This is a genomic window from Aquimarina rhabdastrellae, from assembly GCA_947387485.1.
Classification (GTDB): domain Bacteria; phylum Bacteroidota; class Bacteroidia; order Flavobacteriales; family Flavobacteriaceae; genus Aquimarina.
Window position 1 is genome coordinate 738,789 of record CANDNT010000001.1, and the last position, 15,516, is coordinate 754,304.

Here is a 15,516-nt window from a genome sequence, read left to right on the forward strand (position 1 = left end):
CTTTTAAATTTTAGATTCAATCCCACTCATCTCTCATCACTAATCACTTATACAAAAACACAACAATTACTCTTTACTCTCCCTTAGCTTTTTTTTCTTTTTTCTCAATATTTCGAGCTTCAGTAAGTGCAGATGAAATCATCCCCGAAGGAATGGCCACTATCCCTAAACCTATCATCAAGATGATAAATGTAAAAATACGTCCACCAACTGTTATGGGGATTACGTCTCCATATCCTACTGTCGTAAGTGTTACTACCGACCACCACAAGCTTGAAAATATAGATGAAAACGCCTCTGGTTGTACTTCGTTCTCAAAATAATAAATCCCTACTGCTGATAAGTACATTAAGATCACAGATACTACACTAAACATAATAAGTTCTTCTCTTATCAAGTTTAATGCTAAATTAAAACGTCTTAAAGCTCTATTGTATCGTATTAACTTTACTAATCTAAAAACTCTAAGAAATCTTAAAATCCTCGCTGATCTTAGATCAATACCAAAGGATAAATAAAATGGTAATATGGCTATTAAATCTATAAGTCCATAAAAGCTAAAGATAAATTTAAACTTGTTTTTGGCGATATAAATTCTAATCAAATACTCAATAGAAAAAAGGATAATACATACGGTTTCTATATGGTTAAGCAACGTTCTTGTTTCTGCTTTTAGATCCGGTATGGTTTCTATGGTAAAGGTAACAATCGAAAGTAAAATTAATACCTGAATGATATAGTCAAAATACAAACCTGCTTTGGTTTCTCTAGATTCTACTATACGGTCAATTTTAGCTTTCATGTGATTTCTAATCCTTTTAATTATAAGTGTAGTCTAACTCAAAACTACTTTTATTTTTTGATTAAATGTACATATTTTTTAAAAGCTGTAGGTTATAGTGTTTTCTTTATGGGGTTTATTATATATTTAAGTTTTTTATTTAACATAGCATTTTCAATCAATTTTCGATTTATTGTAAAACTTATCATAGACAACGTGATGTTGATTAATTTGTATTTCAACATTATGAGAATGCTCTCTTCTATATATTTTACCATCAAACCAAACTGGTTTATTAGATTGAGCTTTAAAAATCAATACTTCCTTTCCAAAATATATTCTTGATTTAAAATTAGAAAGAAGATCTAATAAAAACTCTTTAGGTTCTACTGGAGCTTGTTTAATTTCTTCTTTTATTTGATGGATATATGTCTCTAAAGAAGAGCAATTTTTTTTAGCTTCTTCACTAATTCCATTTATATAAAAGTTATTTTTTTTAATTGCTCTTCCTCCATATGTTTCACAATATTTATCTGAATCAGCTTTTGTATCTGCAATTCCAACTATTACATAACCAATTTTATCAGGACCTAAATTTGCTATAGCTGATAGAGTTTTTGCTACTTTATATACTAATTTTTTATTAAACTTTTTCTTTTCAAAATCATAAAATCCAATCTTAAATTCAAATAAATTCTGTTCAGTATTAGATTGCATAAGAATTCTAGAGAATTCTTTTGTCCAATCATAATAAGCAGGATCTTCTATATCGGATTCCACAAAATATTTGCTAATTCTTCCTATCAAAGCATTGACTCTATTGGACATTTCTTTATGATGAAATAATTGCTTTAAAGAATCTACTCTAATAAGATCATCTCCAATATTTTTAAGCTCGATAATTAAACCTTTATGATCGTTTATTCTTTTATTTTCAACAATATGCAACTTATAAAAGGCCATAAAAATAACATGAAATGCTCTATAATTCTCATCAGTTTTGGGGTTTCTATAAATTAAATCTCGAAAAATTTTATTATTTGATTCTAAAAGTTCTTCAATAAGATCAAATGTTATATTAAACTGATTAATAATCTGTTTTTTGGAAATCCTTTCTATAGCACTTTCTATTTTAGATTTTTCTATAGGCGTAGGAGCAAGTGGATTAGGCGAAAACCCATAAAAAGCATCTAAATTTGAAGCAGTATAATTAAGGCTATTCTCTAGTATAATGTTAGAAATCAAATGAGCTACAATTTCCTCATCTCTTGATGCTCTCAGAGCTGAATGAGAAATAATTTTATGGTTTATCCAAAACATTTCAAATAAATTCAATCCATAATATTCTAATCTTCTATTTGAAATACTTATTCTCGACATGTCATTCAAAAAAAGACTATCATTAGAAAAATCACCACGTATCTGAGAAGATATAATTCTTACTACTTCTGGAAAAGAGCCGTTTGCCCCTGCTTGTCTGAGTTCTTGTGCTGATAGATGTCTACCGTTCGAATTTATTCTTCTAAATGAATCTTCTATCTCATATTCATTATCAAATGATGTTTTTGAAATAGGCAAAAGATAATTTGCAATATTAATACAAGTTTTTTTATCCAGTATAGGTGATTTTTGCTGCAAAATACCTTTTCTTTTCAATTCTATTGTATCTGCTGTTGTTGATAAATCAAAAAAACCATCTTTTAACTTGAATTTTTGTTCAATGAATGAAAAAATAGCATCTAATCTTTGCATTCCATCAATTACTTCTAAGACTTTATCCCCTTCATAATTTATTTCAGCGAAAAGAAATAATGGTATTGGAAGTCCATTTTGTAAAGTATCTATAAAGTTTCTTTTTTCTTCTATAGTCCATGCTAACTTACGTTGATATTTTCTATTTACTAAAAATCTTCTATTAATAAATTCACTATATATTGTTTGTATATGTTGGCCTTGTATAGATAAGTTTTTATCACTAGTCATATAAATTTAATTAATTATGAAACAAACTTTCATTATAAATTTAGTCCCAAGTTCTCAAATCATTTTACGGGTTTCCGTAATTGAGTATAATTTTCTAAAAAAGTATAGCTCTCTTTAGTTAGAGTTTGTTCTAAAGAGTAATATTAAAAGGTGGGTAATATGATATATAACTAAGCTCTCGTAATCTTATATCTTTATTTTAGCTACAAAGGCCATTTTATTATGGGTAGTGTTTTTTCCCTTAAAGAAGTATTCGTTCGTTGTAGTCTTATCTGTGCTTATATTGTGATAACACTCCATAGTATCGTTAAGAAATGTTTCGGCTACAAAATTAATCTCAAATGTTTTTATGTCAAATTCTTTATGCAATGCAATAGGGATGGTATCCAGTATCCATTGTGAATATTTCACATTATTTACGTGATGATTCATATCTAAATCACTATTACGTACCGTAAGTGTATTGGCTAGCTTAAGATCCTCAGGAAGTTTTATCTTATTTGCAGAAAACGCTAATCGATAATCTGTTCTAGGATGTAATGGTAGTGCTTCTTTACTTACTTCTTTTGGTTTTCTAGTCTTACTGTCTAAAATCATCCAAGTTGTAGCACAAGCTCCTATTTTTTGATCGTTTAAATAGATTTCAAACTCTCGGCTTGCGTAAAAACTTTTGATAGGGAGTGTCCATGTTTTTATGGTAATCTTATCATGCCATTGCGGCCATTGTTCTATGTTGAGTTTTTGTCGTACTAATACCCAAAAGATACCTTTGGCTTTCATGCTCTCATATCCAAAATCAAGTACACGAGAATGCTCTGATGCTATATCTTGTAAAAAACCTAATAAACCATATAAACTCAATTCTTTATTGGTATTGATATGGAGTGATGTGATCTTATAGGTTTGTTCAAAAATTGCTTTGGTCATATGAGTATTGGTTATCTAATATTATACCATTACTCAATTGAAATTACTGTATTAAAATCATTCTCCTTGCATTTTACTTCAAAATAAAATATCATCGTAGCTATGCTCAGTACAAGTGCTATGCTTTTTATTTTCTTTTTTGTAAAACCTCAAAAATCTTCAATTTTTCTATTTCGTATTTTCAAATAAGAAATGGTATTAACTTTTTTTTTAAAAGATACATTTTTTCGCTTTAAGCTTATGTCAAAATAGGTTGCTATAAGTTAAAAAAACTGTTATTTAAGTATTGCTATTTTATCTAATACGATCTTTACGCGTTCGTTATTAGTCAAATCTTTATTAATTTCTACAACTTCACAAGTCATTTCTTTTATCCAATCTCTATGCTGTCGAATACTACGTCCATCAAATGTTTCATCATCGTATTTCTCTGCCCATTCTAAGAATTTCTCTGATTTAATTTGAATCTCTTGATTAGTTTCTAATTCTTCTCCATAAAGCTCTGATTCTCGATTGCGTAATCGTTGCATACGTATTGGTTTAGGTAATCTTAAAAAAATCCCCAAATCAAAAGCTGTATTCCAATACGTACTCCATGTAACCAAAGAACCACTGATCACTACATCATCAAAGGCATTAAAATCTGATTTGAGATTTTCATTTCGTTCTTCTAAAGGCAGTTTTTCTTGAAATGGAGGATCAGTTTTCTTCCAATAATAAGCATCTGCATCCAAGTGTTTCCAATTTAATTTCTGCGAAAGAGTTTGAGCTAATGTAGTTGTTCCTGATCCCGAAGCTCCAAATATTACTATTTTCAAGATTGTTTGTTTTGGTTATTATTAATACTTAGAATAGCTTATTACTAAGAATCATTTCTTAGTTCTCTATTAATCTCCCAGTTCTCTCCTTTTATTTGATATAATGAAATTAAACCTAGTAATCGAGATGGACTATCTGCAGTAAATTCAGATGAATAATTTTCTGCTTTCCAATTATTTTCAATCTTGGAAATTGTAAACCCCATTTCTTTGATCAATTCAAATATTGGAGTTTCGATCTCTTCTACTGCTTCTAGTTTAAATTTTGACTCAGCTTTTAAGTTATAATAATATGGGTAATCTGGATGAGTAATTTTATCTTCTAATCTCTCCATTTCTTTAGGAAAATATTTATCAAGAACTTTACAATATAATTTATCCAAAATAGAAAACGCTCCTACCTCATTATTTCCAATATAAGTATGAATAGAATTTAATGTTCTATAATGATTTCTATTATGAAAAAAACGTCTAAATTCTTCAATTGTTTTATAGATAAACATAAAATCTTTTAAACTAATTTTCAAAGATTTATCTTTTTCAACCTGCTCTAAACCATATTCAATCTGTTTATTTATTTCAATTGATTTCTCTTTCATTTTTTATCATTAATATGTTATTGTGATCTATACCTTTTCAATTGATACACAGCTAAAAAACCAATAACCAACTCTGCTAGTACTCCAAAAATATATCCTCCTGTTGGTATTCCATCTGTGATCATACTTATGATCCTTCCTAAACCTAGTGTTAACATAAATAGGATATTAAGTTGCGTTGCGCTTTTCCAATAGTTTTCTTTCCAAATACCTAAAATCCATATACACGAAATTCCTAGATATAAACACATAATAGCTTTGAGCATATTAGAGAGATCTATTGTATTTACTGCTATATTTAACTGCTGTGGTAATATAGTTGGTGAACCATAAATAATTCCAGTAGGTACTACAATAATTACTGAAACAAGTAAATGTAAACGTTTAAATATCCATTTCATTCTATTGTATGTGTCTTAAAAACTAAAACATATTATTTAAGCTACTTCTTTACCTTCGGCAGCTTCCCATATCATAAACCATTCTTCTCTGGTTAAGTCTATTGTTAATGCTTGATAAGCAGCTTGAATACGGGTTATTATAAAGGTTATTCTTTAATTACCTTTATTGTAACTGGTTCTCCATCATTTTCGTTTGATAACCGTATAAAATAAAGTCCACTATTAAGATTAGTTATATCTATCTTATTTTGATTGTAAAATGTTTTAACTCTCTCCCCTAATATATTGAATACTTCAATTTGCTTTAGTTTTACCTTAGCGTTTACTTTTAAAATATTCTTTGTTGGATTTGGATACAGGATCAAATTTGATTTTACTTCATTTACATCATTAGTATTTAAAACTGGACCTCCTAAATTTTCATACCATAATATTCTCCCTCTTCTATCACTTGCAAAATATCCAAACGTTGCTAGTATATCCATATCATCATCTCCATCTATATCTGCTGTAAAAACGTTTCTCCCTATCGTAGGTTTATCAACTTCAGTGATAACTTGCTGTTCAGAAAAATCACCAACTCCATTAATATTTTCATACCAAGCAAGTTTTCCACTTGTATTATTATGCCCTGAGGCTGTAAGGATATCTAAATCCCCATCATTGTCCATATCGGCTACATTAATAGAATTACCATGTATTCTTACATTTGACACATAATGTTCTACACTAAAACCTCCATTTCCATCCACATTTTCATACCAAGATACACTATCATTATTACTTCCATTAATAGATACCGCTACTATATCAATATCATTATCTCCATCTATATCTGCAGGATAAATAGACCCTGTTTCATTTGCATCAAAATTATGTGAAGAAAAAGTTCCTGTACCATCATTTTCATACCAATTTATCTTATATCGGTCAAAAGAAACAGCTATGATATCATCATCTCCATCTCCATCTATATCCGATATTTCCATAGAAACAAGAGATCCATTTGTTCCTCCAGAAGTAGTAATAACTTTTTGGTCACCAAAAGTCCCATTACCATCGATATTTTCATACCAAACAATTCTATCATCACGATAGTACCCAAAGAGTAAATCCATATCGCCATCTTTATCTATATCTGAAGCTCTTGCAATGCGTGGATGTCCAGATTCGTTACTAAAAATATGTTGAGCACTAAAATCCCCTTTTCCATCAATATTTTCATACCAAGATAATTCATTACCTTTTCCTACAGAAATATCTAAATCCCCATCTCCATCAATATCTGTTGGATATGCTGTTGGTACACTATTACCTGTTCCAACTCTTTCTGTTATGATCCTCTGATTACCAAAAAAACCATAACCATCAATATTTTCATACCAAGCTACTTTAGCATCATGCTGAGATAAAGAAAGAATATCAACATCATTATCTCCATCAAAATCTCCAACATAAACATCATTAGGAAATTTAACTTGTCTTGTTATAACTCTAGCATCTTCAAATTGATTCTGTAAACTTGTATTTTTATACCATGCAATTTTATTATCATCTTTAGAAGCAGAGATAATATCAATATATCCATCATTATTTAGATCCTTAGCAATGACAAATTTAGCTCCAATTGCTTTGGTTGAAATAACTTGCTCTTCTCCAAAATCCCCTCTCGAATCTGTATTTTCATACCAAACTATTTTATTATTAATCGATGCTTGAAATGAAGACGTAGGAGTTGATGCTGCAGATACTAAATCTAAATCTCCATCATTATCTATATCTGATGTAAATATTGATTGAACATTAATTATACTCGATGAAATAATTTGTTGATTAGAAAAATCTCCTTCACCACTTATATTTTTATACCATGCAATTTTATTATCTTTTTTTGATGCTGTAATAACATCTATAGCTTCATCTTCATCAATATCTACGGTAATAATAGACGATACTTCATCAACATCAGTCGTTATAACATTTTCTGAACTAAAGCTTTCATTATCACCTAAATTCTCAAACCATAGAATACTATTAATATCATTATGTAATATAGCTAAAACAATATCTAAATCATTATCCTTATCTATATCTACAGTTTTTAATACTTGTATATTTCTTAAATCATCATAAGTAATTAAGCTTTGTTCATCAACAAAGTTTCCATCTGTATTTTCATAAAATACAATTCTTGTTTTGTAAGGAAAAGATGAAGTTATATATGATGCAAACAAATCTACATCTCCATCTCTATCAAAATCACTAAGAAAAACTGTAGAAAATCTATCTGATTCTAAAGTTTGTTTTAGATCAAAACTTCCTCTTCCATTTGTATTTTCATAGATTCTTATTTGACCATTATTACCTAAAGTGATAATATCGTCATCTCCATCTTCTTCGATATCGTCTACTTGAATTATTTTTGCATTTATGCTTGAAGCTATAGCATTTTTCGCTCCAAAACTACCTAATCCATCTAAATTCTCATACCAATTAAGACCAGAACCTGAAGCAATAATATCAGGATACCCATCTCCATTAATATCTGTTGAAGCTGTAATGGAAGTTCCTCTTGTAACAAAAGAATTATCTACAACAATTTTTTCATTAACATCAATTTGAGCAAATGCTTCTATACAATTGATGATTAATACTACTAGAAGTAATTTAAATTTCATGATTGATTATGATTAGTAATTTTTAATTTATTGAAAAAGTTGATTTTAACTATAAATTTAAAAATAACATATCATATTAACTAGTAACTTTCAATCATTTATAAAATAATAATTACTACTTTTCTTATATCCAGTTTAAGCGACTTCTTTACCTTCGGCAGCTTCCCATATCATAAACCATTCTTCTCTGGTTAAGTCTATAGTTAATGCTTGATAAGCAGCTTGAATACGGGTTATTTTTGAAGAGCCTACTACAGGAAGTATTTTTGAAGGATGTTTTAATAGCCACGCTAGCAGTATTTGGTCTATTCCTGCTTTATACTTTTGACTTAATTCTTTCAGTATTTGTCTTATTCGGTTTAACGTTTCATCTGAATCACTCGAAAATAATTGTCCTCCTGCAAGTGGTGCATATCCCATTGGGTTAATTCCTTGTTTGATACACTGATCAAGAGTACTATCTGTAAAAGCATCTCGATACAGTACGGATGTTTTGATCTGATTTGTAACTAGTGGAACAAATTGATGCAACATTTCGAATTGTGTAGTGGTAAAATTTGATACCCCAAAAGCTCTTACTTTTCCTTCTTTTTTTAATATCGAAAAAGCTTCTGCGATTTCTTCTGGATGCATTAACGGACTAGGACGATGAATCAATAACACATCGATATAATCGGTATGTAAATTTTGTAATGACTGCTCTACTGAAGCTAAAATATGTGCCTTACTCGTATCATATGATTTAATACGATGCTCAGGACGGTTAGGGGTAACTAACTTGATTCCACATTTTGTAATCAATTGCATCTTTGTACGTATAGATGAAGCTTTAATAGCTTCTCCAAATAAAGCTTCGGTCGTATAATGTCCATAGATGTCTGCATGATCAAATGTAGTTATTCCTATATCTACACATGCTGCTACAAGAGATTGTACTTCGTTTACACTAAGGTTTGCTCCCCAAACACCCCAATTCATCACTCCAGCGATGATACGAGATAACGAGATGTCTTCATTAAGTTGTATTCTAGACATTATTCTTCTATTGCTTGGTAAATCACACGTTGTATTTCTGATCTGATGTCATTTGATATCAACTCTCTATTTGTGGCATCTGGAAAAGTACGATTACTTAAAAAGACATATACCAATTCTTGTTCTGGATCAGCCCAAGCAAATGTTCCTGTAAATCCACTATGTCCAAAACTTGATTTTGATACACATCCACAAGTTGGTCCTATCTCACCTAATTGAGGTTTATCAAACCCTACTCCTCTTCGTACATCATCTTTACAATAATGGCATTTGTTATAGGTTTCTAAGGTTTCCTTTTTTATGTATTGCACTCCTCCATAAGAACCTCCGTTAAGGTAGGTTTGCATAAGCTTGGTCACATCATTTGCATTTGAAAATAAACCTGCATGTCCTCCTATACCACCTAGCATTGCTGCTCCTTGATCGTGCACATATCCCTTGATAGTTTGTTGTCTAAAAATCATATCCTTTTCTGTAGGTACAATTCTATCTTTATAAAACCTCTTTATAGGTAAATAACCTGTTTGATACGCACCTATAGATTGATAAAAATGCTGTTGCGTCAATGCATTAAGATCATTTTTATAATGATTCTCTAAGTATTGTCTAAGGATATAATAAGGCAAATCGCTATACTTATATTTTAACTTATCCAGTAATTTACTGTCTTTAATCTGTAACATAATAGAATCTTTCATATCATCTCTTATGTATAGATTGGATGCAACTTGTGTATTAAATCTTTTTACTTTCTTGGTTCTATAATATTTCTTAGACGGTTTTGAAGTCACCGAATCTAATGTTTGTATATAAAATGGTATCCAGGATTTAAAGCGTGCATAATGCGACAACATGGATTGTATGGTAATATTCTCTTTATTAGACCCTTTAAATGATGGCAATAATTCTCCTACAGTAGTATCCATAGAGATGATTCCTTTATCATCTAATTCCATAACTAACGGTAGTGTCGCCAAAATCTTAGTTAACGATGCTAGATCATATATATCTGTAGATTTAACTTTTTGCTTCTTCTTATAGGTATGATAGCCATAATTTTTTAGGAAAATAACTTTACCCTTTCTCGCTATAGCTAATTGTAATCCTGGTGTCATATTTCCGGTTAAGGCTACATTCACTATAGAATCTACTCTTTTTAAAGTTTCGGAATTCATTCCTACACTTTCTGGAACCCCATAACTTAACCGTTCGATAGGTTTAACATCGATTCCTTTTCTTAGTGCAAATTCATCTCCTATACTTACCGGTAGTTTACCCGTCATTTCAATTGCTCCAAAAATACCTTGAGCTGCTTTTTGTTGCGCAACTTTACTATTTTGATAGGCAACTATGATTCCTTCAAAATTAGTTGTTGTAGTTAAATCCAATAGTGCATAAGGGCTAGTAAATACGTTTAATACTGTCGTATTTAATCTTGCTATTTCGTATAGCCAAACCAGCTCCTTATCTTTGAATTTATAACTTTTCCACGGATTAGCATTTGATTTATGAAAACCTACAATTACATAATTGTACTTTTGTAGTTTCTCGATCATCTCTCCTAACTTATCTGCTTTTACCCAATCTATTTGTGCATATTTACGTAGTTCTTCATAATACGCTTCACCAGAATCTGATCCTAAGGATACATAGGCAATCTTTTTTTGTTCAAGATCTTTTATAGGTAAAACTTCTTTATCGTTTTTAAGTACAGTAAGTGACTTTTCGGCTAATTGATGGTGTAGTACTTGATTTTCTATTGTATTTAAATCCTCAAATAGCTTTTCTTCTACTACAGGTTTATAATCATGTAATCCAACCTTGTATTTTGCTTTTAAAATTTTCTTTACTGATAATGCTAATCGTTCTTCGGTTATGTCTCCTGCATAGTAGGCAGCTACTATTTTTTGTGAAGCTTTTGCCACATCTTCAGATATCAATAAAATATCATTTCCTGCCTTAAATGCTTCTAGATCTATATCTCCTGGTTCACTAAAATCTGATGCTCCTTTCATATTTAGAGCATCTGTAAAAATCAATCCTTTATAGGCTAATTTTTCTTTAAGAATATCATTTACAATTCTTTGCGAAATAGAGGATGGTCGACCGTTTTTGGGTTCTAGACTTGGTATGTTAAGATGCGCTACCATAATACTAGATACTCCGTGCTGTATTAATTTTTTATATGGGTATAGTTCAATACTATCAATACGTTTTGCATCAAACGCTATTGTAGGTAAAGTTTTATGTGAATCGCTTTGGGTATCTCCATGTCCTGGAAAATGTTTGGCACTTGATAATACGCCTACACTATGCATTCCTTTCATAAAGGCTAATGCTTTTTGTGTTACATTTTCTTTGTCTTCGCCAAAGGATCTATTTCCAATAATAGGATTAGATGGATTTGTATTGATGTCTACTACAGGTCCAAAATTGATATGTACTCCTAATCGTTTACAGTGTTCTGCAATTTTCTTTCCTGTTTGTTCTATTAAAGCATTGTCTTGTATAGCGCCAAGTGTCATATTCCACGGAAAAGCATGAGTTGAATCTAAACGCATTGCTAAGCCCCATTCTGCATCCATACCCACGAGCAACGGAATTTTTGAAAGCTCTTGATATTCATTATTTAATCGTGCTTGTCGTCTAGGTCCACCTTTAGAAAAAATGACTCCTCCTATATGATACTCTTTGATTAACTTCTTTATTTTATCTGTTTCTTTCTTAGGTTTTGAAGAAAAGATATCTACCATAAAAAGTTGCCCTACACGTTCTTGTAGGCTCATCTTTTTATATGTTTTCTCTACCCATTTTTGTTGAGCAACACTATCTATAGCTAATAAAGGGTCATTTTGACTCCATAGCGAAAAAGTGCTAATCAAAAAAAATAGCAATATATATGAATGCTTTATGTACTTCACAGGATCTTAATCTTAGTTTAAAAAACGGTTATGCCAACTCTCTTTTGCAGGTACTTCCCATTGTGTTTTATACTCTGCTATATTGGTTACCAGATTATTAAAAACTATTGTATTAGGCGAGACAGATCTATCTTTTGCCATTTTCTTAAAATCCTTTAATGCTTTGTATGCTACGTATTCTCCTTGTTTAAAGGAAACGTTCATTTTATCCATTAAATCAACCCCATATTCTTGTTCTAATTGCTGAATAAAATGTACTGATGCGTCTATGGAACATCCAGTAGCTGCTTGTACATCTTGATCCAATGCCATAACAATAAATCGTTTGTATTTGATTTCGTATCCTGCTTTAAGATCTGCTCCGTGTGCAGTCCATTGATTGATAAACGTATCTAACTTTTCTTTTATACTATTTAATTCTTCCTCATTAAATGATCTATTTGCTTGATAGATCCATATTCTTGATGTTTCTGGTAGTGTGTTAAAATCTACTAACATATATCTTACTTTTTCTTTGTCTTCTTTATACTTGTTAACAGCAACAATAATGCCTTGATTTATGGTTGCTGATTATCCTTTATTAAAAGTACTAAAAACTATTACTTTTTTTATGCTAAAAAAGAGTTAATATGATTTCTCATACTAACTCTTTTATATTTCTATTAATTGTAATTCTTTCTCTTATAAATCTTGCGCTGTAGCAATCATTTCTGCTATATCAAGTACTTCTACAGCATCTTCTTTCTCTTTGCTTTTTATACCGTCTGTCATCATGGTATTACAGAATGGACATCCTGCTGCAATAACTTCTGGTTTAGTTTCTAAAGCATCTTCTGTTCGTTCTACATTAATGTCTTTATTTCCTGGTTCTGGCTCTTTAAACATCTGTGCTCCACCAGCTCCACAACACAATCCATTAATTTTACAACGTTTCATTTCAACCAACTCAACCTCAAGCTTTCTAAGTAGATCTCTTGGAGCTTCATACACATTATTAGCTCTTCCTAAATAGCATGGGTCGTGAAATGTAATTCGTTTTCCTTTAAACTTTCCTCCTTCTACTGTTAATCTACCTTCTTCTAGTAATGATTTTAAGAAACTTGTATGATGCATTACTTCATAGTTTCCTCCTAATGCAGGGTATTCATTTTTAATGGTATTAAAACAATGCGGACAAGCAGTTACTACTTTCTTGATTTCGTATGCATTCATTACTTCTATATTCGTAACAGCTTGCATTTGAAATAAAAATTCATTTCCAGAACGTTTTGCTGGATCTCCTGTACAACTTTCTTCTGTACCTAATACTGCGAAATCAACATTAGCACTATGTAAGAGTTTTACAAAAGCTTTGGTTATTTTTTTGGCTCTATCATCAAAACTACCAGCACATCCTACCCAAAATAAAACTTCTGGCTTTTTTCCTTCTGCCATATACTCTGCCATTGTTGGCACCTTTAATGTTTCGCTCATATAGTTAACTTTATAATCTTCTTTTATTATTAATTAATCGTGTTTACCATCATCAAACACTTCAATATTTACTAATCGTTCTACAAGATTTGTAAACTTTCCTGTATAACGTGTAGCTTTTACAAGGTGGTTATCTATCCAGTGATAGTTTCCTCCTCTTGGTTTTCCCATCAACATACTGTGGTATTTGAATCCATGCTCTTTTAACCATGCTTCTGTTACTTCTCTATGATCTTCTGTTCTCGAAGTAAAGAAACATATCACATGTCCTTCATCATACCATTTATTGACAGTTTCTAGCGCATCAGGAAATGGCTTACACGTGGCCATTCTTTCTGGTTCTTCATTTGGGACATCCTCGGTAATTGTACCGTCGATATCTATAAGATAATTCTTGACACCTTCTGGTAAAACTGGACTGATCTTTTCTCCTGCTTCAACCTTATCGTGTAAGAGTTTTTCAACTTCTTTTTTATCCATAATTTTAAGTTCCTTGGTTAGAGGGTTTTTAGTGGTTGTGGTTAACTTATATATTACAATAATGTTTGGTAGACATTATTTGTATTTTACTCGTTACTCCAGTTCATACGATCCATCTGGTTAAATGGCCATGGAGCTCCGTTGTTTTCAATATTGGTCATCATCACGTTTAATTCTGATGGTGCAGCACTTTCTTCCATTACTAAATAACGACGCATATCAAGAATAATGGATAATGGACTGATGTTTACTGGACATGTTTCTACACAAGCGTTACAACTTGTACAAGCCCATAGTTCTTCTGGTGTAATGTAATCGTTTAATAGCTGTTTACCATCATCAACAAAACTTCCGTTTTTATCAATGTTATCTCCCACTTCTTGTAGACGATCTCTGGTATCCATCATGATCTTTCTAGGAGAAAGTTTTTTCCCTGTTTGGTTCGCAGGACATTCGCTTGTACAACGTCCACACTCTGTACAGGTATATGAATTCATTAATTGAACCCAGTTTAAATCTGTTACATCAGATGCTCCAAACTTTTCTGGTTCTCCCTCTTCTTCTCCTGCTTCTGGAGCTGCAAATGGATCTGCATTAGGATCCATCATTAACATCACCTCTTTAGTCACTGCTTCAAGGTTATTGAATTCACCTTGTGGCTTTAAGTTGGCAAAATACGTATTTGGGAATGCTAATAGAATGTGTAAATGTTTAGAGAAATATAAATAATTTAAGAATACTAAAATCCCTAAAATGTGTAACCACCAAGCTCCTCTTTCGATAAGAATCAAGGTTCCTTCACTCATTCCGTCAAACAACGGACTGATAAACTGACTTATAGGATATGCTCCTGCTTTAATATAATGATCTGCTCCTAACTCTTGTAATTGTAAATCTGTAGCATTCATGACAAGGAATAATGTCATTAAAACCATTTCGAAATACAAAATCAAGTTACCATCATTCTTAGGCCATCCTTTCATTTCTGGATTCCAGAAACGTTTGATCTTAACAATGTTTCTACGTATCCAAAAAATGATAACTCCAACTAATACTAGAAATGCTAAAACCTCAAAAGATCCTATTAAGAAATCATATAATCCTCCTAAAAATGAAAAGATTCTATGTGTTCCAAATATACCATCAATGATGATTTCTAATACTTCTATATTAATGATGATAAACCCAACATACACTATAATATGTAAAAATCCTGATACTGGTCTACGTGTCATTTTACCTTGACCTAAAGCTATTTTAGCCATGTTTTTAAAACGTGCTGACTTATTATCACTTCGATCAATGTCTTTTCCTAATCGGATATTACGTATAAGTTTACGGACATTCATCGTAAAATATCCAATTCCTGCAGCTAATGCCAGTATAAAAATAATATTAGGTATATATTGCATCATGTATT

The 15,516-nt window shown here is 31.1% G+C and carries 13 protein-coding genes; all 13 read right to left on the bottom strand.

Annotation, left to right across the window (positions count from 1 at the left end):
- Nucleotides 1-73 precede the first annotated feature (73 nt).
- The gene (locus tag ACYEKI_RS03190; protein ID WP_459209713.1) at nucleotides 74-802 is read right to left on the bottom strand and encodes an ion transporter; all 729 of its coding nucleotides are present in this window, start codon (nucleotides 800-802) and stop codon (nucleotides 74-76) included.
- A gap of 153 nt (nucleotides 803-955) precedes the next feature.
- The gene (locus ACYEKI_RS03195; protein WP_459209714.1) at nucleotides 956-2,764 is read right to left on the bottom strand and encodes a GmrSD restriction endonuclease domain-containing protein; all 1,809 of its coding nucleotides are present in this window, start codon (nucleotides 2,762-2,764) and stop codon (nucleotides 956-958) included.
- Between the two features lie 186 nt (nucleotides 2,765-2,950).
- A complete protein-coding gene (locus ACYEKI_RS03200; protein ID WP_459209715.1) occupies nucleotides 2,951-3,691 on the bottom strand; it encodes an acyl-[acyl-carrier-protein] thioesterase in 741 nt (246 codons plus the stop codon).
- Between the two features lie 275 nt (nucleotides 3,692-3,966).
- A complete protein-coding gene (locus ACYEKI_RS03205) occupies nucleotides 3,967-4,509 on the bottom strand; it encodes an AAA family ATPase (protein ID WP_459209716.1) in 543 nt (180 codons plus the stop codon).
- Between the two features lie 44 nt (nucleotides 4,510-4,553).
- A complete protein-coding gene (locus tag ACYEKI_RS03210; protein WP_459209717.1) occupies nucleotides 4,554-5,108 on the bottom strand; it encodes a hypothetical protein in 555 nt (184 codons plus the stop codon).
- A gap of 17 nt (nucleotides 5,109-5,125) precedes the next feature.
- On the bottom strand, nucleotides 5,126-5,509 hold the full coding sequence (locus ACYEKI_RS03215; RefSeq protein WP_459209718.1) for a DUF4345 domain-containing protein: 384 nt from the start codon (nucleotides 5,507-5,509) through the stop codon (nucleotides 5,126-5,128).
- Nucleotides 5,510-5,655: 146 nt separating this feature from the next.
- Nucleotides 5,656-8,187: a T9SS type A sorting domain-containing protein gene (locus ACYEKI_RS03220; RefSeq protein WP_459209719.1), complete on the bottom strand. Its 2,532-nt coding sequence runs from the start codon at nucleotides 8,185-8,187 to the stop codon at nucleotides 5,656-5,658.
- A gap of 135 nt (nucleotides 8,188-8,322) precedes the next feature.
- On the bottom strand, nucleotides 8,323-9,222 hold the full coding sequence (locus tag ACYEKI_RS03225; RefSeq protein ID WP_459209720.1) for an aldo/keto reductase: 900 nt from the start codon (nucleotides 9,220-9,222) through the stop codon (nucleotides 8,323-8,325).
- On the bottom strand, nucleotides 9,222-12,104 hold the full coding sequence (locus ACYEKI_RS03230; RefSeq protein ID WP_459209721.1) for a glycoside hydrolase family 3 N-terminal domain-containing protein: 2,883 nt from the start codon (nucleotides 12,102-12,104) through the stop codon (nucleotides 9,222-9,224). The genes ACYEKI_RS03225 and ACYEKI_RS03230 overlap by 1 nt, the downstream gene beginning before the upstream one ends.
- Before the next feature lie 51 nt (nucleotides 12,105-12,155).
- Complete coding sequence (locus ACYEKI_RS03235; protein WP_459209722.1) at nucleotides 12,156-12,641, bottom strand: ABC transporter ATPase; 486 nt, start codon at nucleotides 12,639-12,641, stop codon at nucleotides 12,156-12,158.
- Between the two features lie 183 nt (nucleotides 12,642-12,824).
- Nucleotides 12,825-13,616 carry a (Fe-S)-binding protein gene (locus tag ACYEKI_RS03240; RefSeq protein ID WP_459209723.1) on the bottom strand — a complete coding sequence of 264 codons (792 nt, stop codon included), beginning with the start codon at nucleotides 13,614-13,616 and terminating at the stop codon, nucleotides 12,825-12,827.
- Between the two features lie 33 nt (nucleotides 13,617-13,649).
- Nucleotides 13,650-14,096 carry an LNS2 domain-containing protein gene (locus ACYEKI_RS03245; RefSeq protein ID WP_459209724.1) on the bottom strand — a complete coding sequence of 149 codons (447 nt, stop codon included), beginning with the start codon at nucleotides 14,094-14,096 and terminating at the stop codon, nucleotides 13,650-13,652.
- Between the two features lie 86 nt (nucleotides 14,097-14,182).
- Entirely contained in the window at nucleotides 14,183-15,508 is a 1,326-nt protein-coding gene (locus ACYEKI_RS03250; RefSeq protein ID WP_459209985.1) for a 4Fe-4S dicluster domain-containing protein, read from the bottom strand.
- Between the last annotated feature and the right edge of the window lie 8 nt (nucleotides 15,509-15,516).